The organism is Sphingomonas sp. AX6, from assembly GCF_902506605.1.
Lineage (GTDB): Bacteria > Pseudomonadota > Alphaproteobacteria > Sphingomonadales > Sphingomonadaceae > Sphingomonas.
On record NZ_LR733979.1, the window covers coordinates 37,465 to 59,102 of the forward strand.

The window sequence follows — 21,638 nt, forward strand, 5'->3', positions numbered from 1 at the left end:
CTCGAAACGAACGGGTGAGGGAGTGGGCTTGTTTAGCCCCGCGCCTTCGCCTCCGCCCGGAACCGGTGGAGCAGGGGTTCGGTATAGCCGCTGGGTTGGGCGACGCCCTCGAACACCAGCGCGCGGGCGGCCTGGAAGGCGAGGTTGGTGTCTTCGTTGCCCGCCATCGGTTGATACGCCGGATCGCCCGCATTCTGCGCATCGACCTTGGCGGCCATGCGGCGGAGTGCGGCGTCGGCTTCGGCTTCGGTGGCGACGCCGTGGAGCAGCCAGTTGGCCATGTGCTGTGACGAAATACGCAGGGTTGCGCGGTCCTCCATCAATCCCACGTCATGAATGTCGGGCACTTTGGAGCAGCCAACGCCCTGGTCGATCCAGCGGACGACATAGCCGAGGATGCCTTGCGCGTTGTTGTCGAGTTCCTGCGCGATATCGTCCGGCTGCCAGTTGTGCCCTTTCGCGACCGGGACGGTGAGGAGCGCGGAAAGCGGCGCGACCTCCTCGCTCGCGCGCTCCGCTTGGCGCGCGAAGACGTCGACGCTGTGATAATGCGTTGCGTGCAGCGTCGCGGCGGTGGGGGAGGGCACCCAGGCGGTATTCGCGCCGCTCATCGGGTGGCCGATCTTTTGCTCCATCATGTCGGCCATGCGGTCGGGCGCGGCCCACATGCCCTTGCCGATCTGGGCCTTGCCCGACAGGCCACAGACAAGCCCGATCTGGACGTTGCGGTCCTCATAGGCCTTGATCCAGTCGGATGTTTTCATCTCTCCTTTTCGGATCATCGGACCGGCGTGCATTGCGGTATGCATCTCGTCGCCGGTGCGGTCGAGAAAGCCGGTGTTGATGAACACGATCCGGTGCCGGACGGCATGGATGCAGGCGGCGAGATTGGCGGAGGTGCGGCGTTCCTCGTCCATCACCCCGACCTTGATCGTGTGACGTGTCAGGCCGAGCAAATCCTCAACCGCATCGAACAACCGGTCGGTGAAGGCGCATTCGTCCGGCCCGTGCATCTTCGGTTTGACGATGTAGATGCTGCCTGCCCTGCTGTTGGCGCGCGCGCCGTTCACATCGTGGAGCGCGATCAGGCTGGTGACGATCGCGTCGAGAATGCCTTCGGGGGCTTCGCTGCCGTCGGCAAGACGGACCGCCGGGGTAGTCATCAGGTGGCCGACATTGCGGACGAACAGCAGCGCGCGACCGGGAAGAAAGATTTCGCTGCCGTCGGGCGCGGTGTAGCGGCGGTCGGGGTCTAGGGTGCGGGTGAGGGTTGCGCCGCCCTTGGCGAAGCTGGCGGTCAGGTCGCCGCGCATCAGGCCGAGCCAGTTGGTGTAGGCCGCGACCTTGTCCTCCGCATCGACTGCCGCGACCGAATCCTCAAGGTCGCAGATGGTGGTGATCGCGGATTCGAGGATGACGTCGGCAATGCCTGCGGGATCGTCGCGCCCGATCGGGTGGTCGCGGTCGAAGATGACTTCGATGTGCAGGCCGTTGTGGCGGAACAGCCGGGCGTTGGCGCTGTCGCCGAGATATTGGGCGGGGTCGCGCAGGGCGATCGCGTCGGGGTCGGTCAGGTCGGACCATGATCCTGATTCGAGCGGGATGGCGCGGTCGAGAAAATCCTTCGCCCACGCGACGACGCGCTGGCCGCGTTGCTTGTCGTAACTGCCGGGCGGGGGCAGGTCGCCCATCGCATCGGTGCCGTAGAGCGCGTCGTACAGGCTGCCCCAGCGGGCGTTCGCCGCGTTCAGAAGGAAACGGGCATTGAGGATCGGGACAACGAGCTGCGGCCCGGCGGTGGTGGCGACCTCGGGATCGACATTCGACGGATCGACCGTGAAGGGCGCGGGTTCGGGGACAAGATAGCCGATCTCGCGCAGAAACGCCTCGTCTACCGGATTGCCCGCTTTGTAACGGGCGTCGATGGCGGCTTGCAACGCTTCGCGGTGGGCGAGCAGGGCGCGGTTTTCTGGGGTGAAGGAGGCGAAGATGTCGGCCACACCCTGCCAGAAGGTCGTGGGATCGACGTCAGTGCCGGGCAGCGCGCGTTCTTCCAGAAATTCGGCGAGTTCGTCGGCGATGTCGAGGCCTGCGCGTAGATTCATCCACCTGTGCTCCGTTGTCATGCGCGGTCGGCGCGCGTCGTGATCGGGGCCTGGGGAGGCGCGTGCCCTAACTCGCGAAAATGTGCGGCGAGCGCAAGGGGGGAGGATCGCATTGGTTGACTCGGCACCGTCGAAACGTCAAACTGGTATCAATTGTTACCAATTAGGAGCTGCCGCCGTGGAGCATATGGACGTCAACCCGATGGGCCTGGACGGGTTCGAATTCTGCGAATTCACCTCTGCCGATGCCGACAGGATGGCCGCGCAGTTGGAACAGATGGGCTTTGTCGCAGCCTCGACGCATCCGACGCGCGATGTCGTCCGCTACAAACAGGGGCGGATCAATATCCTGCTCAACCGCATGACCGACGGCCACGCCGCTCAGTTTCGCAGCGATCACGGGCCGTCGGCATCGGGCATGGCGTTCCGGGTTGCCGACGCGAAGGCGGCGTTCGATGCGGCGATCGCGCGCGGGGCGAAGGCGGCAGACGCCTCGACCGGCGCACTGGGCGACGGCTATGCGCTCGAGGGGATCGGCGGGTCGATGCTGTATCTGGTCGACCGCCATGGCGCCGTGGGTAGCCTGTACGACGACTGGAACGCAGTGCCCGGCGCCGAGCAGGCGGAGGCTGAAAATTCGGTGGGGCTCGACCTGCTCGATCACCTGACCCACAATGTTCGGCGTGGCCAGATGCGGGTGTGGAGCGAATTCTACAACTCGATCTTCGGGTTCGAAGAACAGAAATATTTCGACATCAAGGGCAAGGCGACGGGGCTGTTTTCGCAGGCCATGATCGCCCCCGACAAGGCGATCCGCATTCCGCTGAACGAAAGCCAGGACGACCAGAGCCAGATCGAGGAATATATCCGCGAATATAAGGGCGAGGGCATCCAGCATCTCGCCTTCACCACCGACGATATCTACGAAACGGTCGAGAAACTGCGTGCGCGGGGCGTCAATCTTCAGGACACGATCGAGACCTATTACGAGCTGATCGACAAGCGCGTGCCGGGGCATGGCGAGGATGTCGAGCGGCTGAAGAAAAACCGCATTCTGATCGACGGCGATACCGGCGACGAAGGTATTTTGCTTCAGATATTCACCGAGAATATGTTTGGGCCGATCTTTTTCGAGATCATCCAGCGCAAGGGGAATGAAGGCTTTGGGGCCGGGAATTTCCAGGCGTTGTATGAAAGCATCGAGCTGGATCAGATTCGTCGCGGCGTCATAACGGTCGACGCGTAAGCGTCGGCCGAATGTCGGCGCGTAGGCGCCGAGACGCGACCGGCCAGCGCGGCAAGCCGCCGCATAAGGCGCGGCTTTGCCGCGTCTGACGCGGGGGCGGATTGATAACGAGCGGCGTTCCCGCCACTTTGGGCTCCCGCCGTCGCGGGAGCACGGAGCGTGCCGGGCAAGGTGAGCAAGCGATGACCAACTACATCCCCGGCTTCGGCAATCACGTCTCCACGGAAGCGGTGCCCGGCGCGCTGCCCATCGGGCGCAATTCGCCGCAGAAAGCGCCATTCGGCCTCTATGCCGAGCAGCTCTCCGGCAGCGCCTTCACCGCGCCGCGGCACGAGAACCGCCGGTCCTGGCTCTACCGCCTGCGCCCGACCGCGCAGCATGGTGCGTTCAAGCCCTATGGTGGCGGCACGCTGATCCGAAGCGCCCCATTCGACGAAGCACCGCCGAGCCCCAACCGACTGCGCTGGGACCCGCTGTCGATGCCGACCGAGCCCACCGACTGGGTGGACGGGCTCACCACCTATGGCGGTACGGGCAACGTCGCCGAACAGAGCGGCATCGGCATCCATGTCTATGCTGCGACATGCGACATGGACCGCGCCTTCTTCTCCGCCGATGGCGAATTGCTGATCGTCCCCGAACAGGGCGCGCTTGCGATCGACACCGAATTGGGGCGGATCGAGGTTGCGCCGCTACAGATTGCGCTGATCCCGCGCGGGGTGCGGTTCCGGGTGCGGCTGAAAGACGGTGCGGCACGCGGTTATGTCTGCGAGAATTATGGCGCGCCGTTTCGGCTGCCCGATCTGGGGCCGATCGGGTCGAACGGCCTGGCCAATCCGCGCGATTTCGAGGTGCCGGTGGCGTGGTTCGAGGACCGCGATACCCCTTGCGAGGTGGTGCAGAAATTCCAGGGCGGGCTGTGGACCACCACGATCGACCATTCGCCGTTCGATGTGGTCGCGTGGCACGGCAATCTCGCACCCTGCCGCTACGACCTGACGCGCTTCAACACGATCAACAGCGTCAGTTTCGACCATCCCGACCCGTCGATCTTCACCGTGTTGACATCACCCAGCGACACGCCCGGCACCGCCAATTGCGACTTCGCGATCTTCCCGCCGCGCTGGATGGTCGCCGAGAATACGTTTCGCCCTCCCTGGTTTCACCGCAACGTGATGAGCGAGTTCATGGGACTGATCAAAGGCGAGTATGACGCCAAGGAAGGCGGCGGATTCGTCCCTGGCGGCGCGAGCCTGCACAACCAGATGAACGGCCATGGCCCCGACCAGGCGAGTTACGACAAGGCGGTTGCCGCCGATCTGAAACCGGTCAAGATCGATGGTACGATGGCGTTCATGTTCGAGACGCGGCACGTGATCCGTCCCACGCGCTGGGCAAGCGAGAGCCCGACGATGCAGCTTGATTATGATGACGTATGGACGGGCTTTGCAAAGGCAAAGCTTCCCGAGTGAGTGACGCGCCGCCCGTGACGACGCGGCTGTTCGCGACGCCGCCGGGTATCGCGCTCGGGGCGCTGGACCAGATCGCCGACGGCAAGGCGCGCAATTTCGTGATCCAGATGCGCGCCGGGCGCTTTCACGGCTTCGTCGTGCGGCGCGGGGCGGCGGTGTTCGGCTATGTCGATCGCTGTCCGCATGCGGGCGTGCCGTTGACCCAGACGCTCGACGACTATCTGACCCCCGACGGATCGCTGATCGCGTGCAACTGGCACGGCGCGCTGTTCGAGATCGAAGACGGGCGCTGCGTCGGCGGGCCATGCGTCGGACAATCGCTGACGCCATGGCCCGTCGCGGTGGAGGGCGGCGCGATCGTCACCGGGTGAGGCCTTCGCCGTCCTTATCGCGCGCCTTGCGCTTTTCGGCATCACCATGCGGAATGCCAGGTATGAGACTCTTGGCGATGCGACCGAAGGTGACGAGCAACAAGCCGAACAGCATCGCCAATCCCACGACGACATATTGACCTGCACCGCACGCTATACCGATTGCTGTTGCCAGCCACAGATTGGCGGCGGTGGTTAGATTGTGGACGTCGCCGCCTTTGACGAAAATCAATCCCGCGGCGATGAATCCGATCGCCTGAGCAAGACCTTGGATGACGCGCAACGGATCGGGCTGTGCGCCCTCCGATCGTAGCTCAGTAAACATCAGAAGCGCAGAGACGGTCAGAACCGCCGAACTCAGCGCGACGATGCCGTTGGTGCGGATCCCCGCCGGATGCCCGCGACGTTCGCGGTCGAACCCCAGAATGGCCCCCGCCAATGTGGCAAGTCCGAGCCGAAGTGAGATTTCGGTCGCGTCAAGCGCCAGCAATGCCTCTCCCATACCAACGAAACGCGCGAATTTAGGTTTCGCTCCCGTCACGAAACGGGTGAGCAACTTTGCCGCCTGGATTGCGCCCGCGAAGGTCGTGGGTTAACCACTGTCAAAGTTCGAAGAACGGGGAAACGATGGGGGATGGACCGGCTGAGCGCGCAGGCGTGCCGCTTGCCGTTTTCAGCATGGAGGCCGATGCGACTGCTCCGGGCGAGCAGCTGGCGATATGGCGCGCAGCGACCGCGCCGTTGTTCGACAGCAGCCCGGTAGGCGGCGAACAGGAGGCGTTCGTTGCGTTGATCCGATCCTATTCGATCGGGCCGTTGCTATTCGGCCGAACGTCTAGCGTGGCCCTGCATTTCGTTCGCGATCACGCGGTTGTCGCACGCAGTGGCGTCGATCATTTGCTCGTGCAACTCTATGTCGCGGGCGGGTATCGCGGTACGACATCGACGGGGCCGATCCTGGTCGAGCCGGGCGATATCAGCGTGCTCGATCTGGCCGAGACGTTCGAGACCGTGGCGACCGGTGCGTTCGACAATCTGAACCTGATCGTGCCGAGGGCGATGCTGGCGCAGGCCGGAATCGATGTGGAGACGCTGCATGGAATGGTGTTTCCACGCGACCATGCGTTGACGCAATTCCTGGGCAATCACTTCGTCGCGCTCGACGGCCTGGCCGATACCATGACGGTCGCCGATGGCGAGGCCGCCGCCGACGTCGCCTTTTCGTTGTTGGCGGCCAGCCTGCGTCATGCGCCGGAGCGAACCGAGCGGATCGCGATCGATCCGATGGTCGGCAGGGCGCGGCGCTTCATCGAACTTCATCTGGCAGACCTCAATCTGAACGCTGAGCGGATCGCCAGCGATTGTGCGATGTCACGGGCGTCGCTGTATCGCCTGTTCGAGCCGATGGGCGGGGTCGCGGCCTATATCCGGTTGCTGCGGATGCGACGCGCGCTGTTCGAACTATCGCGAATCGACGGGGTGGATGCGCGCGTGGCTGCCATTGCGCTGCGCTGTGGGTATGAGAATGCGACGAGCTTTACCCGTGCGTTTCAGGCGAGTTTCGGGGTGCCTCCGACCGCGGTTCGCCTGTCGGCACAACGCCGCTGGCCACCCGCGCAAGGGTGTCGCGATGGGGCGGAACACCCGCTGAGCGACTGGATCCGCAACCTGCTGGTTCGTCACGCGCAAGGCGGGGAGATCGACGCGGAGATGATCGACTGATTGTCGTCGCGCCGCGATACGTTACATGCCGGGGCACATGACCGAACCGCTCCCCGTTCCGATTCCCGCCGCGACCGTCATCGTCATGCGCGACCGCGCTGGCGCGTCGCCGCAATTGCTGATGGTCGAGCGCGCCGCGGCGATGCGCTTCGCGGGCGGGGCGCTTGTGTTTCCGGGCGGTCGGATCGATGCGGGCGACCGGGTGGCAGCGGCGACCCTTGCCGGAGACGCAGACGATCTGGCGGGGCGGGTCGCGGCGGTGCGCGAGACGATCGAGGAAGCGGGGGTTGCGGTCGGCGTTGCGGGGCTGGGTTCGCCGACCGATCTGGCGACGGTGCGTGACCGGCTGGATGCGGGGGCAGCAATTCTGGACGCGCTGGACGATGTCGGCGCGACATTGGCACCCGAGCGCCTCGTGCCGTGGGCGCGGTGGTGCCCGCATCACAAATTGGTGCGGGTGTTCGATACGCGCTTCTATCTCGCGCGCTGGGACGAGGATCATGCCCCGCCAGTCGTCGATGGGACAGAAAACACACGCACATTCTGGGCAAGTGCGGCCGAGGTGCTGGCGAGCGCCGATCGTGGCGAGGCGCGGCTGATCTTTCCCACCCGGCGCAATCTGGAACGGCTGGCGCGCTTCGGCAGTTTCGATGGGGCCATGACCCACGCCCGCGCCCACCCCGTCCGCAAGATCGTCCCCTGGATCGAGGTGCGGGGCGGCACCGATCACCTCTGCATCCCCGACGATCTGGGCTATCCGGTCACCGCAGTCCCGATGGAAGACGCCGACCGCGCATGACGGGGCGTGGCAGGAAGCGATCGCGGAGCATCAAGGCGTTTCGGCGAACGCTGCGCTGGCTAGTCGCGCTGGTGGTGATCGCGGGCGCGGGCTTGTTCCTCTATTCGTTCGCGCGCGACCATCCCGAAGACCTTCCCTGGACCCAACTCGATCTGGCGCAGCCGGTGGGGATGTTCACGCGGGGCAAGTTGAACGGACTGAGCGAGGATTTCGCGCAGTGCCGCGGACTGCTGGAGCGGGCGGGCGTGGAATATGACGCGCTCGATCCGGTGTCGTCCGGCGAGCAGTGCGGATATGACAATGCGGTGCGCTTTGCCGAGGGCGGGGCGCGTAACATCGGTTTTTCACCTGCCGGGGTGGGGGTGTCCTGCCCGGTCGCGGCGTCGCTCGCCATGTGGGAATGGAATGTCGTCCAGCCTGCCGCGCAAGCACATTTCGGCAGCCCGGTCGCACGGATCGAGCATTTCGGCAGCTATAGCTGTCGGCGGATGTACGGCCGCGATGAAGGGGCGTGGAGCGAACATGCGAGTGCTAACGCGTTCGACGTGGCGGGCTTCGTGCTGGAAAATGGCGAGCGGATTACGCTGGTTCGCGATTGGGGAGATGCCGAAAAAGGCGCGTTCCTGCGCGATGTCCGCGACGGGGCGTGCGACCTGTTCACCACGGTCCTGTCACCCGATTACAATGCGGCGCACGCGGATCATTTTCATTTCGACCATGCCAGGCGGGGCATGGGCGGGGCGTGTCGATAAGGCATTGCGTCCCCGACCCGTTCGTTTCGAGCGAAGTCGAGAAACGCACGCGCACCCCTAGTTCACGTTTCTCGACTTCGCTCGAAACAAACGGTGGAAGGGGGGGACTGCTTTTCTCGATCAATGCGCCATTGGTTGCGCATCGACCTTTTCGACCCAGGCCGGGTAGAAAGCGGGTTGGCGTGATGACCAGCCGGAGGCAGTCGCCGCCGCCTCCGAAATCGATTGCAGCAATTTGCGGCGCAGGTCGGGATGAAGATGCGGCATCGCCGCCGCCGCACAGAAGGCGGCGGGCAGGAAGGGACGGACTTCGGCACCGACCAGCCGCTCGTACAGAAAGCGGTAGGCGGAAAAGCTGGTCAGGCGACCCTGGCCCAGATCGAAGGCGGACACCGTGATGAGCGGCGCCATGAACGGCTCGATCGCGTCGAGCGCACTGTCGTCGGGGATCGTCGCGCGCAGATCGGGCAGCCGGTCATAGATGCGCGCCTGTGCCCGGATGCTCGCGGCCTCCACCACGTCACGCGACCAGCGGGCCAGCGCGTCATCGCGGTCGAGCCCGATATCGAGCGCCCGGCGGATATAACGCTGGGTCGATGACGGAAAGCTGGCGAATTCCTTCATTTCCGACAGCGTCATCGCGCCTTCGGCCGGTTTCATGCGACTGCCCATCGACTTCACTCCCACCCCCGTGGTTGACGGAAAACAGTATCGCGCAGGATGGTTAACAACTCGCTGAACGAACCGTCTTCGTGCGTTCACAAGGAATCATGAAAGCTTGTGCGTTGCAACAAAGCTTGCGACGAGATGGGTGGGGTTTCGCGAATATGTCGCGAATCTGCGACATTTACGCAACAATCCATCGGACGCGTTGCTTGGCAACCCCAGCGGCTTCCGTTCGTTTGGAACCGTAACGAATGCCGTTCGCCGCCTGACGACTTGACCCGCCGGGTGGCCGCCCACAGCTTGAAGGGCATAGAGATTGAGGAATTTGTGATGCGTATCCTGTCGATCACCAGCGCGTGCATCGCGCTAAGCGCGTTGCCCGCCGCCGCGCAGACTAGCAATCCCATTCAGACGATCGACTTGCCGCCATCGGTGTCGGTCGCCAGCGATCCGTTCGCGCGGGTCGAGGGCGAAGCGGAGGTCGAGGGGGTCGAGACCAATATCACGATCGTCGATGACGCCGCGCCCGTCGAGGCTGCGGACGCTGCACCGCGAGTGACGCGCGCGCTGGTAGCTGGTGCGGAAGCGGTGGGGGATACCGGCACTGCGGTTGCAGGCGATGTCGCGACCGCCGCCGCGCCGGATGCCGACGCCGCCGCTCCTGCGGCGGAGGCCGAGGAAAGTGCTGTCGGACGCGTCGATGCGATCATGGAAGTGCTGCTCGGTCCGTCGGAGGAGGAGCAGCGCGCGGTCGCGGCCAAGCTCTATGCCGAGCAGGCAGAGCGCCACCGGCTGGAAATGCAGCGCGCCGAGACGCTCAATCGCGAGGCCCGCGAACGGGTGGAAGCGGAAAACACCCGCCGCCTGGCGGAGTATCGCGCCGAGGTGGAGCGGATCAATGCCGACCATGCCGAGCGCGAACAGGCGCGGATGGCCGATTGGCAAGCGCGCGTCGTCGCGTGCGAAGCGGGCGATCGATCGGCTTGCGGCCAGTGACGGGCGTGACCGTGAACGGGCTTGCGCGCCGGCCTGAAACCCCACAGCCCGAAACGGCAGCCAGTTGGGAAACAGACAGCGATGCGCGGCGACGTTCGCCCGCCGTGGCCCGCAATCGCGCGCCGATCGCGGCGGTCCTGCCCGACCTGCTGCCCGCCAGCGGCTGCGTGTTGGAAATCGCAAGCGGCACGGGCGAGCATGTCGCGCATTTCGCCGAGGTCTTCCCCGCGCTCGATTGGCAACCAAGCGACCCCGAACCGTCGTCGCTCGCGTCGATCGCGTCCTGGACGTCGGGGCTGAACAATGTCTCCACCCCGGTTGCGATCGACGCGACCGAGCCGGGTTGGCCCGTCGAGCGCGCCGACGCGATCTATTGCGCCAACATGGTCCACATCGCGCCGTGGGAGGCGACGCTGGGACTAATGGCGGGAGCCAGCGCGGTGCTGGCGAGCGGTGCGCCGCTGATCTTGTACGGCCCCTATTTGCGCGGCGACGTGGCGACCGCGTCGTCCAATCTCGATTTCGACGGATCGCTAAAATCACGCGATGCGCGCTGGGGTTTGCGCAGCGTCGAGGATGTGTGCGCGGCAGCGGAAGTACGCGGGCTGGCGTTCGAGCGGTTGATCGAGATGCCCGCGAACAATCTGATTCTGGTGTTTCGGAAGGCGTGACCCTCCCTTCCAGAGAGAAATTTACTCGGCCTCACCCCAAGGGCTGACCCCGCCTTCCGCGATGAATCGGTCGATGCGCTGTGTCAGCACGGGCAGCGGCACCGAACCCAGCGATAAGACCGTGTCGTGGAATGCGCGGATGGCGAACTTCGCGCCCAGCGCCTTTTCGGCGCGCGCGCGTTCGCGCTGGATCGCGAGCTGGCCGATATAATAGCTGAGCGCCTGACCCGGCCAGCCGATGTAGCGGTCAATCTCGGTCGTCACCTCATGGTCCGACAGCGCGGTATTATCGCGCATGAAGGCAAGCGCACGGTCGCGGCTCCACCCTTTGGTATGGATGCCGGTATCGACCACCAGCCGGGCGGCGCGCCACATCTGGTAGCTGAGCATCCCGAACAGCTCATAGGGCGTGGTGTACATCCCCATTTCCTCGCCCAGCGCCTCTGCATAGAGGCCCCAGCCTTCGCCGAATGCGGAGATATAGGTGTAGCGTCGCCATTCGGGAAGCGCGTCGTTTTCCGCCGATAGCGTCGCCTGCCAGTGATGCCCCGGATCGGCCTCGTGCAACGTCAGCGCAGGCAGCGAATAGAGCGGGCGCGAAGGCAGGTCATAGGTGTTGACGAGATACCCGCCCGCGCCGCCGCGGCCGGCGGTGTAGAAGGGCGCGATGTCGTCGGGCACCGGTTTGATCGACACGCGCGACCGCGGCATCCGCCCGAACCAGCGCGATGCGACGTTATCGAATTTCTGCGAATGCCAGGCGGCTTCTTTCAGGAGCTGCTCTGGCGTCGTCGCATAGAATTGCGGATCGGTCTTCAGGAAGGTCAGGAAGGCGGCGAGGTCACCCGAGAACCCGGCCTCTGCCTTCACGATTTCCATCCGCGCGCGGATCCGGGCGACTTCGCTCAGTCCAAGCTGGTGGATCTGGTCCGCGGTCATGTCGGTGGTGGTGAAGACGCGGATGCGTGAGGCGTAATATTCGGCGCCGTCTTCATATCCGGTCGCGGCCAGCCCATCGCGCATGCCGGGGAAATAGGTGCCGCGCAAATAGGTCAGCAGTTTCTTGTGCGCGGGGATCACGGTCTGCGTGATCCGTGCGCGCGCCTGATCCTGAAGCTGGTTGCGGGTCGCCTCCGGCATCGAAGCGGGGAGGGTGGCGAAGGGCTGCCAATAGACCGTCCGCGTCGGGTCGGTGGCATTGGCGATTGCCTCCACAGAGGCGTCACGCCCCTGCATGACGATTTTGGGCGGTGTGAAGCCACGCGCCAGGCCCAGGTCCATATTGGCGATCTGTTGGTCGAAATGGGTGCCGATGTCGCCCAGCATCGACAGATAGGCGCGGTAATCCTTTTCGCCGCCGGCGAAGTCGCCGCGTGCCGAAAATTGCAGGTTCGACCAGAAGGCGCTGTCGCTGTTCAGCGGCTTTTGCCATTCGAGCGCACGCTGGTCGTCGATCAGCGCTTCGATCTGCTGGCGATACACGCCGTAATTGACCGCATCCTCGGTCGAGAGGGTTGTCGGGTCGATGCCGTCCAATTGCTTCAGCGTCGCTTCCCATTTGGCGAGGCGGCGGGCCTGGGCCGTGGCGGATACGTCGGGGATATTGTCGCGCACCGTGCCGGGCGCGCGACCGCCGATGCCTTCGGATTGCCGCCATGTCCATTCGGCGTCGGCAATGGCGCGGAACTGCGTATCGGCGGCGGTCTGGGCAGTGGCGGGAAGCGCGAAGACGAGCGCGGCGAGCGGCAGGGTGCGGATTAGCATGGGTGCTTGGTCGCAAGCCGGGCGGGATTGTGCAAGCGGGTTGGGGCTATTCCCCGATGGTTGGGGTCGATGCCCTTCGCAACCGATGCTCGCGCCACACGATATACAGGCCGCTGGCGATGATGATCGGTGCGCCGATCCAGGTCCAGTCGCCGGGCAGCACCCCGAACAACAGCCAGCCATAAAGCGTTGCCCAGACGAGCCCCGAATAATCCATCGGCACCACGCTCGAAACCGGGGCGAAACGCAATGCGGCGGTCAGCGCGATCTGGCCCATGCCGCCCACCACGCCGATCCCGATCAACAGCGCCCACACCCAGATGCCATGCGCCTGCGCGTCGACGATATAAAAAGGCACGATCAGCGGCACCGACAGCAGCGAGAAATAGAACACCGTCGTCCCGGCGCTTTCGCTCCGGGTAAGCTGTCTCAGCAGGATCGAAACCGATGCGACCATGAAGGCTGCGAACAACCCGACGGCAGCGCCGACCAATGGGAAATGCCCGCCGCCAGGCTGTGCGACGATCACCACGCCGACAAATCCCGCGATCACCGCGCCCCAGCGATGCCAGCCGGTCGCCTCTTTCAGCCACAGCGAGCCGAGGATGGTTGCGAAGATCGGCACGGTGAAGGCCAGCGTCTGTGCTTCCGCCAGCGGTAACAGAAGGATCGCGCCGAAATTGGCGACCATCCCGATCAGACCGACCCCGGTACGGATCGCATGGCTTTTGAAGCGGCTGGTTTTCAGCGTCGCCAGCCCATCGCCCAGCGCAACGAAGGCGACGACGATCGGGATCGCGGCCAACTGGCGAAAGAACATGATTTCGGCAAGGCCGGCACCGCCTGCCTCTGCCAGTTTGATCAGGGCGGCCATCGACGCGAGGCAGAAGATCGCGAACAGGCGCAGGCCGATGCCGGTGAAGAGGCGGTCTGTGGACACCAACGCGCGCTAGGCGGTGGGGCGGGGCGTGGCAATGGGCCGACGGGTTCGTCGTCCCATCCACGAAAGATTGACGCGCGCGCGTCCCGCGCTATCGCTTCGGCCCATGATCAAGCACGCTCTTACCGTCAAACGCGCCGACGATTTCGCGGCCTGGTATCAACAGGTTATTTCAGAGGCCGATCTGGCCGAGGAATCGGGCGTGCGCGGATGCATGGTGATCCGGCCTTGGGGTTACGGCATCTGGGAACGCATCCAGCGGTTGCTCGACGACCGGATCAAGGCGACGGGGCATGAGAATTGCTATTTTCCGCTGTTCATCCCGCTTTCCTATTTCGAAAAGGAAGCCGAGCATGTCGACGGGTTTGCCAAGGAAATGGCGGTCGTCACGCATCACCGGCTAATCCAGAAGGATGGCAAGCTGGTGCCCGATCCCGCCGCCAAGCTGGAAGAGCCTTTGGTCGTGCGGCCGACGTCGGAAACCGTCATCGGCGCGGCGTTTTCGCGCTGGATCAATTCGTGGCGCGACCTGCCCGTGCTCATCAACCAATGGGCCAATGTCGTGCGCTGGGAAATGCGGACGCGGATGTTCCTGCGGACGAGCGAATTCCTGTGGCAGGAAGGCCATACTGCGCACGCCAGCGAGGCGGAGGCGCGCGAAGAGACGCTGAAGATGCTGGAAGTCTATCGCAGCTTTTCGGAAGAGTGCCTGGGCGTCCCCGTCGTCGCGGGCGAAAAGCCCGAGCATGAGCGGTTTCCGGGCGCGGTCGCGACCTATTCGATCGAGGCGATGATGCAGGACGGCAAGGCACTGCAAGCCGGTACGTCGCATTTCCTGGGCACGACCTTTTCGTCGGCGCAGAATATCCGGTTCCAGAACAAGGACGGCCAGCTCGAACTCGCGCAGACGACAAGCTGGGGCGTCTCCACCCGGATGATCGGCGGGGTCATCATGGTGCATGGCGACGATGACGGCTTGCGCGTGCCGCCGCGGATCGCGCCGTGGCAAGTGGTGATCGTGCCGATGCTGCGCGACGTGCCCGAGGATGCGGCGCTGATCGCCTATTGCAACGAACTCCACGCGCAGATCGCGCGCACGTCAGCGCTGGGCGAACCGGTGCGCGTGCTGCTCGACCGTCGCCCGGCCAAGGCCGCGACCAAGCGCTGGGGCTGGGTCAAAAAGGGTGCACCGGTTATCGTCGAGGTCGGGGGACGCGACATGGCGGGCGGTCAGGTCACGGTCATCCGCCGCGACCGGCTGTACCGCGAGGACGGGAAGCTCGACAGCGTCGGACAGGGGCGTGATGATTTCGTCGGCGGCGTCGGCGCGCTGCTCGATGAAATTCAGGGCGTACTCCACGCCGACGCCAAGGCGCGACTGGACGCCGGGATCACGCGCGGCGTAACCGAATTCGATTCGTTGAAGACGCATTTTGAGAGTGGCGGGAAGTATCCGGGCTGGGTCGAGGTGCAATGGGCCAAGCCGAGCGGCGATGCGCTGGACAAGGTGGTCGCGCGGTTGAAGGAACTGAAGCTGACGGTGCGCAACGTACCCGGCGATGCGGCGGCGGTGGATGGCGCGTGCATCTTTACCGGCGAACCCGCGGTCGAGCGGATATTGGTCGCGCGGGCCTATTAAAACTCCTCCCTCGATGGGGAGGAATTCAGCGGCATTTGAACTCCACCCTCATTCATGCGTATCTTCTCTGATCCAAACCGGGAGAGATATCATGCGCCGCATCGCCCTGTTCGCCGCCGCCGTCGCGATTTCCGCGCCCGCGCTCGCGCACCATGGCTGGTCGTCCTATGATGAGACCAAACCGATTACGCTGACCGGGTCGTTGACGTCGGTGACCTGGGGCAACCCACACGGCACCGCGACCACGCGCTGGCAAGGCAAGCAATGGGACGTGATTCTGGCGCCTGTAAGCCGGATGACCGCGCGCGGGCTGACCGAGGCCGAGATCGCGCCGGGTCAACGGATTGCCATTACCGGCTATGCGCGGCGCGACGGTGCAGCGGAAATGCGGATCGAACGGGTAATGGTCGGCGACAAGACGGTCGAGTTGCGCTGACGCTTTCGTGGACGGTTTGATCCTTTCGATTGCCGAGTGGCTCGATGCGGTTGGTATCGGGCCATGGGCGCGCGAAGGGGCGCTGACCTATCCGATCGCCAACACGTTGCACCTGTTGGGCCTGGTCATGCTGGTCGGCGGGATCGGCGTGGTGGACCTGCGCGTGCTGGGGCTGTGGAAGCGATTGCCGCTGGAGGCGCTGTCGCGCGCGCTGACGCCGGTTGCGGTGGTGGGCTTCGGCATCATGGTGCCAACTGGGGTGGTGCTGTTCGCGGCCGATGGCCCGGCGCTAGCGATGTCCGACGTTTTCGAACGCAAGCTGGTGCTAATCGTCATCGCGCTGGCCAATGCCGCCGCATTCCGCGCGTTGTTCGACAAGCGGCTGGGCTATTGGGCCGGGGTTGCGCCGCCTGCCGCGCGGATCATGGCGGCGCTGTCGCTTTTGCTGTGGCTGACGATCGGCACGCTGGGCCGCTTCATCGCGTATATTTAGAAGGGCTGCGCGCCGGGGTACGACGCGCGGCCCTCCCTGATTACGCGGCCTTCAGCGAGTCCATGTCGATGACGAAGCGATATTTGACGTCGCTTTTCACCATCCGGTCCCAGGCGGTATTGATCTGATCGATGGCGATCGGCTCGATGTCCGACACGATGCCGTGCGCCTTGCAGAAATCGAGCATTTCCTGCGTCTCGCGGATGCCGCCGATCAGCGACCCCGCCAGACTGCGGCGTTTGAACACCAGATTGGCGACCTCGACCGGATCGTGCGGTGAATCGGGGACACCGACCAGTACCATCGTCCCGTCGCGCTTGAGCAGGTTGAGATAGAGGTTGAGGTCGTGCGGTGCCGCGACCGTGTTGAGGATGAAGTCGAAGCTGCCGGCGTGACCAGCCATCGCAGCGTCGTCCTTCGACACGATCAGGTCGGTCGCACCCAGTCGTTTCGCATCGTCACGCTTGCCGGGTGAGGTCGAGAAGACATGAACCTCGGCGCCCATCGCCGCCGCGATCTTGACGCCCATATGGCCGAGCCCGCCCAGTCCGACGACGCCGACTTTCTGGCCGGGGCCGACCTTCCAGTGCTTCAGGGGCGAATAGGTGGTGATGCCTGCGCACAGCAGCGGCGCGACCGCAGCGAGATCGGCTTCGTCATGGGTGATGCGCAGCACGAAGTCCTGCTTCACGACTATATGGTCCGCATAGCCGCCATAGGTATGGCCGCCCATCACGGGATCGGGACCGTTATAGGTGCCGACGAAGCCCGATCCTTCGCAATATTGTTCTTCGCCCTCGTTGCACGAAGGGCAGGTGCCGCAGCTGTCGACCATGCAGCCGACGCCGACGATATCGCCGACCGCGAAATTGGTGACGTCGCCGCCGACCGCGGTCACCCGCCCGACGATTTCGTGGCCCGGCACGCAGGGATAAAGAGTCCCGCCCCATTCGCTGCGCGCGGTGTGCACATCCGAATGACAGACTCCACAATGGAGGATGTCGATGGCGACGTCGTCGGCCTGAGGGTCACGGCGTTCGAAGGAAAAGGGCGCGAGCGCGGTATCAGCGCTCTGCGCGGCATAGGCGCGAGCCGGGGTGGGCATGAAAAGCTCCTCCATGACGATGATTGATTTGATTGAGTCCGCAATTTGGGTTTGCGGCGACGCAACATCAACCGGGCGTGGCGAAAATCGGCGGGACACAGCGCCTCTGATTCTTCAGGCCTGTGTCGGCTCCGCCAATAAGGCATTGATCCGCTCGCGTGCCGCGTCATCCACCGCCATGCCCAGCTTGGATCGCCGCCACAGAACATCATCCACGGTTCGCGCCCATTCGCGGTCCCGCATCCAGCGCAACTCGATCTCGGTCAGCCCGCCGCCCAGGTCCGTGCCCATCCCGGCAACGTTCGACACGCGGTCGAGCATGTCGAACAACTGCGTGCCGTAGGCGTGCGCCATCCGCTCCGCGCGCATCGCCCCCAGAAAGGGATAGCGGTCGCGAATGCGGGAGAGCAGGCTTTCGAAATCGGTCGCGTCGCCGCCGGGTAGCGGGCGGTTGCGGCTGCTGTCGGATAGGGGCAACCCCAAAACCTCGGCCAGCCGCCGCAGTGCATCTTCTCCCAGTGCGCGGGCGGTGGTGATCTTGCCGCCATAAACGGTCAGGACCGGCGCGCCGTCATCGTCGATGACCAGGCTGTAGTCGCGCGTCACCGTGCGCGCCTCGTCCGCGCCGTCATCGACCAGCGCACGCACGCCCGACCAGACATGGCGCACGTCGCTGCGTGCGACCTGCGTGAAGAAGGCGCGATTGGAAGCGGCGATCAGATAGGCGATTTCGTCCTCGCCGATGACCGCCTGTTCGGGGGTGTCGACCGGCACGTCGGTGGTGCCGATCGCGGTGTATCGATGGAGCCACGGGACGGCAAAGACGATGCGCCGGTCGGGCTGCTGAAGGATATAGGCGTGCTCGCCATCGTACAGCCGATCGACGACGATGTGACTGCCCTTGACCAGGCGTAGCCCCGGCCCAGGCTCGGCATCGAGCAGGGTCGCGACCCGTGGCACCCAGGGGCCGGCGGCATTGACGAGCGCGCGTGCCTCCACGCTACGCCCGTCGGAAAGCGTCGCGCGCCAGCCTTTGAGCGTGCGGGTGGCGGAGGTCAGCGCCGTCCGGGTGGCGATCTGTGCACCCATCTGGGCGGCATCGACCGCCATGGCGAGCGTCAGGCGGGCGTCGTCGACCCAGGCATCGGCATAGACGAAGCCCCGCTTTTCGCCCCGCAGTGGCGCGCGGTAGAGCGCATCGCCATCGCGCAAGCCGCGCGATTTCGGCAGCGACGACCGCCCGCCGAGCAGGTCGTAAAGGAACAGCCCGGCGCGGACCATCCACCACGGGCGCACCGCATTGTCGTGGGGCAGTACGAATTTCATCGGGCGGATCAGATGCGGCGCGGCGCGCATCAGCCGCTCGCGTTCGTGCAGCGCCTCATGCACCAGCCGGAATTCGTAGCTTTCGAGATACCGCAGCCCGCCATGGATGAGCTTGGTCGAGGCGGACGAGGTGTGGCTGGCGAGATCGTCCTTTTCGACGAGCAGCACCGACAGCCCGTTCAACGCCGCCTCGCGCGCGATCGCGCAGCCGTTGATCCCGCCGCCGATGATCAGGATGTCGTACGTCACCGGGTATGCCTTATCGAGTTACTTGCCACTCCGTCACCCCGGACTTGTTCCGGGGTCCACCAAGCCGATTGCGTGAACGCACGACTCTGTACCGCTTCGCTTGCCGACCGGTGGACCCCGGAACAAGTCCGGGGTGACGCGTGGGAGTGGCTGGTGGAAGCTGCCGGGACCGCTTACATTCCCCACCGATATGGCAAAGAAACCAAAACCCGCCGGGCTTCCAACCCGCCAGCAGATCCTCGATTTCATCGAAACCACCGATACCCCCGCGGGCAAGCGGGAGATCGCGCGCGCTTTTGGGCTAACCGCGCAGGACAAGATCGCACTTAAAGCGCTGCTCAAGGACATGGCGGACGAGGGGCTGATCGATTCTGCTCCCGGCCGCGCGTTTCACAAGATGGGGGGATTGCCGAAGGTGACGGTGCTGCGGATCGTCGATGCCGACGACAGCGGCACGATATGGGCCGTGCCTGAGCGCTGGGAAGCGGAGGGCGTGCCCGAACCGCGCCTGCGGGTCCGTGAGCGGTCGAAGAAATCGGCGCTGGGTGTCGGCGATCGCATTTTGGCGCGGACCGAAGAGGCCGGGAACGGCTGGATCGCGCACCCGATGAAGAAGCTGGAGCGCGGCGAGGCGCTGATGCTGGGGGTCCTGCACGAGGAAGGCGGCAAATTCTGGCTGCAGGGGATCGAGAAGAAGGAGCGGCGGGATTTTCCCGTCTCCGATACCGGCGGCGCGTCGGTCGGCGATCTGGTGCTGGCGGAAAAGGCCGGGCGCCCGCCGCGCATGACCGCGCGGGTGACGCAGCGGTTGGGCGATCCGTTCGAGGCGCGCAGTTTTTCGCTGATCGCGATCCACAAACATTCGATCCCGAACGTGTTTTCGGATGAGTTGATCGAGGAAGCGGGACGGGTAGCGAAACAGCCGCTGGGCGAGCGCGAAGACCTGCGTCATCTCCCCATCGTCGCGATCGACCCCGCGGATGCGCGCGACCATGACGATGCGGTGTGGGCTGCGCCCGATGACGATCCGTCCAACCCCGGCGGATGGCGTGCGATCGTCGCGATCGCAGACGTGTCCTTTTACGTGCGCCCCGGATCGCTGCTCGACAAGGAAGCGCGGCGGCGCGGTAATTCGGTTTATTTCCCCGATCGCGTCGTGCCGATGCTGCCCGAAATCCTGTCGGCGGATGTGTGTTCGCTTAAGGAAGGACAGGATCGCGCGGCGATGGCGTGCCATTTTCGCGTGTCGAAGGACGGGAAGCTGTCCGACTGGCGGTTCACGCGGGCAGTGATCCGGGTGGCGGCGAACATCGCCTATGAGGATGCGCAAGCCGCGATCGATGCACACCAAGCAAAAATAAAGTCCGTTCGTATCGAGCGAAGTCGAGATACGCAGCCCGACGCGCAACGTGTCTCGACTTCGCTCGAAACAAACGGAGATTTGGTTGAGGCGGCCCTTCTTCCCCTCTGGAACTGCTGGGCGGCGCTGTCGAAGGCACGCGATGCGCGCGAGCCGCTCGACCTCGACCTGCCTGAACGCCGGATCGTGCTGGACGAGAAGGGCCGCATCCTGTCGGTGGCGCCGCGCGAGCGGTTGGACGCGCACCGGCTGATCGAGGATTACATGATCGCCGCCAACGTCTGCGCGGCCAAGGCGCTGGAGGCGAAGAAGGCCCCCGTCATGTACCGCATCCACGAACCGCCGAGCCGCGAGAAGCTGGTGGCGCTGAAGGACTATCTGGAGACGTTCGACGTGCCGTTCGCACTAGGTCAGGTGGTGCGCCCGGCAACGTTCAACCATGTGTTGAAGCGCATTGGTGACAGCGATTTCAAACCACAGGTGATGGAACAGGTGCTGCGGACGCAGACCCAGGCCTATTACGGACCCGCCAATCACGGCCATTTCGGGCTGGCGCTGGGCAGTTACGCGCATTTCACCTCGCCCATTCGCCGCTATGCCGATCTGGTCGTGCATCGTTCGCTGGTCAGTGCTTACCGGTTGGGAGAGGGCGGGCTGTCGGCGGACGACGCCGAGAATATGGAGCGGGTGGGGGAGGTGATCTCCACCCTCGAACGCCGGGCGATGGAGGCTGAGCGCGAGACGGTCGATCGCTATGTCGCGGCCTATCTGTCCGAACATGTCGGACAGGTGATGGAAGCGCGGATCACCGGGGTCGCCAGTTTCGGTTTCTTCGCGACGGTCGACGGGGTAGGCGGCGACGGGCTGGTCCCCGCGCGCGACCTGGGCACCGAATATTTCCGCTATGACGAGAAATCGCAGGCGCTGGTGGGTGACGACAGCGGCGACCGCTTCGTCAGCGGACAGCATCTGCAATTGCGGCTGGTCGAGGCCAATCCGGTATCGGGCGCGCTGCGGTTCGAACTGCCCGACGGTAAAGGTTCGGCTGGCGGCGGGCGTGATGACCGGCGGCGCGGCGGGCCAAAGCGCGTCATCAAACATCGCGGGCGGCCCGCGAACATCAAGCATCAGGGCAAGCGACGGAAATGAAACCCGCCAATATTCCAGAGGCGATTACCGCGGCGGCATCGACCGCCAAATACCGGGTGCAGGCGCATTTCATGGCGCATCATGCGATTACGCCCAACGACGCGATCGAGTATCTCCCTCCCGGCCCGCGCGAGCGCAAGGAGTTCGATCGGCTTCGTCGCGCGGAGATCGTCCGCCAGTCGGTGCCCGCTTATTACTGGCTCGACATGACGCGGCTGGACGCCGAGGAGCGGCGGCAGGAACGCCGCAAAGGACCAATCGCGATCGTGGCGGCGATCGTCCTCGCCGCGTTCGTACTGACGTTTTACGAGGGGTGAGGCTAGAAACCTGATCTCTCCCAAATCCGTTCGTTCCTCGACGTCGCTCGAAACGAACGG

General features: G+C 64.7%; 20 protein-coding genes. 13 read left to right on the top strand and 7 right to left on the bottom strand.

What is annotated here, in order from left to right; translation table 11 throughout:
* Positions 1 to 32 precede the first annotated feature (32 nt).
* Positions 33 to 2,105, bottom strand: coding sequence for a malate synthase G (locus tag ENHY17A_RS00210; RefSeq protein WP_159709232.1), 2,073 nt, complete (start codon positions 2,103 to 2,105; stop codon positions 33 to 35).
* Positions 2,106 to 2,292: 187 nt separating this feature from the next.
* On the opposite strand from ENHY17A_RS00210, the gene hppD reads away from it, so the two are divergent.
* From hppD to ENHY17A_RS00225, 3 genes are all read left to right on the top strand, one after another.
* Complete coding sequence (gene hppD, locus ENHY17A_RS00215) at positions 2,293 to 3,351, top strand: 4-hydroxyphenylpyruvate dioxygenase (protein ID WP_159713922.1); 1,059 nt, start codon at positions 2,293 to 2,295, stop codon at positions 3,349 to 3,351.
* Between the two features lie 182 nt (positions 3,352 to 3,533).
* Positions 3,534 to 4,823: a homogentisate 1,2-dioxygenase gene (gene hmgA / locus ENHY17A_RS00220; protein ID WP_159709233.1), complete on the top strand. Its 1,290-nt coding sequence runs from the start codon at positions 3,534 to 3,536 to the stop codon at positions 4,821 to 4,823.
* Positions 4,820 to 5,194: a Rieske (2Fe-2S) protein gene (locus ENHY17A_RS00225; RefSeq protein WP_201296318.1), complete on the top strand. Its 375-nt coding sequence runs from the start codon at positions 4,820 to 4,822 to the stop codon at positions 5,192 to 5,194. The genes hmgA and ENHY17A_RS00225 overlap by 4 nt, the downstream gene beginning before the upstream one ends.
* Here ENHY17A_RS00225 and ENHY17A_RS00230 read toward each other — a convergent pair.
* The gene (locus tag ENHY17A_RS00230) at positions 5,184 to 5,750 is read right to left on the bottom strand and encodes an MgtC/SapB family protein (protein ID WP_236547664.1); all 567 of its coding nucleotides are present in this window, start codon (positions 5,748 to 5,750) and stop codon (positions 5,184 to 5,186) included. The two genes, ENHY17A_RS00225 and ENHY17A_RS00230, sit on opposite strands and share 11 nt — an antisense overlap.
* Positions 5,751 to 5,821: 71 nt before the next feature.
* Between ENHY17A_RS00230 and ENHY17A_RS00235 the strand changes: the two genes are divergently transcribed.
* Genes ENHY17A_RS00235 through ENHY17A_RS00245 form a run of 3 tightly spaced genes read left to right on the top strand, consistent with a single transcriptional unit; the run spans position 5,822 to position 8,467 of the window.
* Positions 5,822 to 6,916, top strand: coding sequence for a helix-turn-helix transcriptional regulator (locus tag ENHY17A_RS00235; RefSeq protein ID WP_159709234.1), 1,095 nt, complete (start codon positions 5,822 to 5,824; stop codon positions 6,914 to 6,916).
* Between the two features lie 37 nt (positions 6,917 to 6,953).
* Entirely contained in the window at positions 6,954 to 7,715 is a 762-nt protein-coding gene (locus tag ENHY17A_RS00240; RefSeq protein WP_159709235.1) for an NUDIX hydrolase, read from the top strand.
* Positions 7,712 to 8,467 (top strand): extensin-like domain-containing protein, encoded by a 756-nt coding sequence (locus ENHY17A_RS00245; protein WP_236547665.1) that lies wholly within the window; start codon positions 7,712 to 7,714, stop codon positions 8,465 to 8,467. The genes ENHY17A_RS00240 and ENHY17A_RS00245 overlap by 4 nt, the downstream gene beginning before the upstream one ends.
* A gap of 120 nt (positions 8,468 to 8,587) precedes the next feature.
* On the opposite strand, the gene ENHY17A_RS00250 is transcribed toward ENHY17A_RS00245, so the two are convergent.
* Entirely contained in the window at positions 8,588 to 9,139 is a 552-nt protein-coding gene (locus ENHY17A_RS00250; protein WP_159709236.1) for a hypothetical protein, read from the bottom strand.
* A 324-nt stretch (positions 9,140 to 9,463) separates the two neighbouring features.
* Here ENHY17A_RS00250 and ENHY17A_RS00255 point away from each other — a divergent pair, with 324 nt between their 5' ends.
* Positions 9,464 to 10,129 carry a hypothetical protein gene (locus tag ENHY17A_RS00255; protein WP_159709237.1) on the top strand — a complete coding sequence of 222 codons (666 nt, stop codon included), beginning with the start codon at positions 9,464 to 9,466 and terminating at the stop codon, positions 10,127 to 10,129.
* 11 nt (positions 10,130 to 10,140) lie between these two features.
* Positions 10,141 to 10,800: a DUF938 domain-containing protein gene (locus ENHY17A_RS00260; RefSeq protein WP_159713930.1), complete on the top strand. Its 660-nt coding sequence runs from the start codon at positions 10,141 to 10,143 to the stop codon at positions 10,798 to 10,800.
* A 21-nt stretch (positions 10,801 to 10,821) separates the two neighbouring features.
* Here ENHY17A_RS00260 and ENHY17A_RS00265 read toward each other — a convergent pair whose 3' ends face one another.
* A complete protein-coding gene (locus tag ENHY17A_RS00265; protein WP_159709238.1) occupies positions 10,822 to 12,564 on the bottom strand; it encodes a DUF885 domain-containing protein in 1,743 nt (580 codons plus the stop codon).
* A 46-nt stretch (positions 12,565 to 12,610) separates the two neighbouring features.
* Positions 12,611 to 13,504 carry a DMT family transporter gene (locus tag ENHY17A_RS00270; RefSeq protein ID WP_236547667.1) on the bottom strand — a complete coding sequence of 298 codons (894 nt, stop codon included), beginning with the start codon at positions 13,502 to 13,504 and terminating at the stop codon, positions 12,611 to 12,613.
* A gap of 106 nt (positions 13,505 to 13,610) precedes the next feature.
* On the opposite strand from ENHY17A_RS00270, the gene ENHY17A_RS00275 reads away from it, so the two are divergent.
* The 3 genes from ENHY17A_RS00275 to ENHY17A_RS00285 all read left to right on the top strand — a co-directional run bounded on the left by ENHY17A_RS00275 (position 13,611) and on the right by ENHY17A_RS00285 (position 16,072).
* Positions 13,611 to 15,143, top strand: coding sequence for an aminoacyl--tRNA ligase-related protein (locus ENHY17A_RS00275; protein ID WP_159709239.1), 1,533 nt, complete (start codon positions 13,611 to 13,613; stop codon positions 15,141 to 15,143).
* Between the two features lie 91 nt (positions 15,144 to 15,234).
* Positions 15,235 to 15,579, top strand: coding sequence for a DUF6152 family protein (locus tag ENHY17A_RS00280; RefSeq protein ID WP_159709240.1), 345 nt, complete (start codon positions 15,235 to 15,237; stop codon positions 15,577 to 15,579).
* Between the two features lie 7 nt (positions 15,580 to 15,586).
* Positions 15,587 to 16,072, top strand: a complete 486-nt coding sequence (locus ENHY17A_RS00285; RefSeq protein WP_159709241.1) for a DUF6644 family protein — start codon at positions 15,587 to 15,589, stop codon at positions 16,070 to 16,072.
* A 40-nt stretch (positions 16,073 to 16,112) separates the two neighbouring features.
* Here ENHY17A_RS00285 and ENHY17A_RS00290 read toward each other — a convergent pair whose 3' ends face one another.
* Both ENHY17A_RS00290 and glpD read right to left on the bottom strand, forming a co-directional pair.
* Entirely contained in the window at positions 16,113 to 17,177 is a 1,065-nt protein-coding gene (locus ENHY17A_RS00290; RefSeq protein WP_159709242.1) for an NAD(P)-dependent alcohol dehydrogenase, read from the bottom strand.
* A 114-nt stretch (positions 17,178 to 17,291) separates the two neighbouring features.
* On the bottom strand, positions 17,292 to 18,752 hold the full coding sequence (gene glpD, locus ENHY17A_RS00295) for a glycerol-3-phosphate dehydrogenase (protein WP_159709243.1): 1,461 nt from the start codon (positions 18,750 to 18,752) through the stop codon (positions 17,292 to 17,294).
* A 190-nt stretch (positions 18,753 to 18,942) separates the two neighbouring features.
* Here glpD and ENHY17A_RS00300 point away from each other — a divergent pair, with 190 nt between their 5' ends.
* Complete coding sequence (locus ENHY17A_RS00300) at positions 18,943 to 21,261, top strand: ribonuclease R family protein (protein ID WP_159709244.1); 2,319 nt, start codon at positions 18,943 to 18,945, stop codon at positions 21,259 to 21,261.
* On the top strand, positions 21,258 to 21,578 hold the full coding sequence (locus ENHY17A_RS00305) for a hypothetical protein (RefSeq protein ID WP_159709245.1): 321 nt from the start codon (positions 21,258 to 21,260) through the stop codon (positions 21,576 to 21,578). The genes ENHY17A_RS00300 and ENHY17A_RS00305 overlap by 4 nt, the downstream gene beginning before the upstream one ends.
* The last annotated feature ends 60 nt before the right edge of the window (positions 21,579 to 21,638 follow it).

What these genes read in the sequence shown, in the direction of transcription:
- ENHY17A_RS00210 (WP_159709232.1), bottom strand. Translation starts at nt 2,105, where the DNA reads ATGAATCTACGCGCAGGCCTCGACATCGCCGACGAACTCGCCGAATTT.
- hppD (WP_159713922.1), top strand. Translation starts at nt 2,293, where the DNA reads ATGGACGTCAACCCGATGGGCCTGGACGGGTTCGAATTCTGCGAATTC.
- hmgA (WP_159709233.1), top strand. Translation starts at nt 3,534, where the DNA reads ATGACCAACTACATCCCCGGCTTCGGCAATCACGTCTCCACGGAAGCG.
- ENHY17A_RS00235 (WP_159709234.1), top strand. Translation starts at nt 5,822, where the DNA reads ATGGGGGATGGACCGGCTGAGCGCGCAGGCGTGCCGCTTGCCGTTTTC.
- ENHY17A_RS00240 (WP_159709235.1), top strand. Translation starts at nt 6,954, where the DNA reads ATGACCGAACCGCTCCCCGTTCCGATTCCCGCCGCGACCGTCATCGTC.
- ENHY17A_RS00245 (WP_236547665.1), top strand. Translation starts at nt 7,712, where the DNA reads ATGACGGGGCGTGGCAGGAAGCGATCGCGGAGCATCAAGGCGTTTCGG.
- ENHY17A_RS00250 (WP_159709236.1), bottom strand. Translation starts at nt 9,139, where the DNA reads ATGGGCAGTCGCATGAAACCGGCCGAAGGCGCGATGACGCTGTCGGAA.
- ENHY17A_RS00255 (WP_159709237.1), top strand. Translation starts at nt 9,464, where the DNA reads ATGCGTATCCTGTCGATCACCAGCGCGTGCATCGCGCTAAGCGCGTTG.
- ENHY17A_RS00265 (WP_159709238.1), bottom strand. Translation starts at nt 12,564, where the DNA reads ATGCTAATCCGCACCCTGCCGCTCGCCGCGCTCGTCTTCGCGCTTCCC.
- ENHY17A_RS00275 (WP_159709239.1), top strand. Translation starts at nt 13,611, where the DNA reads ATGATCAAGCACGCTCTTACCGTCAAACGCGCCGACGATTTCGCGGCC.
- ENHY17A_RS00280 (WP_159709240.1), top strand. Translation starts at nt 15,235, where the DNA reads ATGCGCCGCATCGCCCTGTTCGCCGCCGCCGTCGCGATTTCCGCGCCC.
- ENHY17A_RS00290 (WP_159709242.1), bottom strand. Translation starts at nt 17,177, where the DNA reads ATGCCCACCCCGGCTCGCGCCTATGCCGCGCAGAGCGCTGATACCGCG.
- ENHY17A_RS00300 (WP_159709244.1), top strand. Translation starts at nt 18,943, where the DNA reads ATGGCAAAGAAACCAAAACCCGCCGGGCTTCCAACCCGCCAGCAGATC.
- ENHY17A_RS00305 (WP_159709245.1), top strand. Translation starts at nt 21,258, where the DNA reads ATGAAACCCGCCAATATTCCAGAGGCGATTACCGCGGCGGCATCGACC.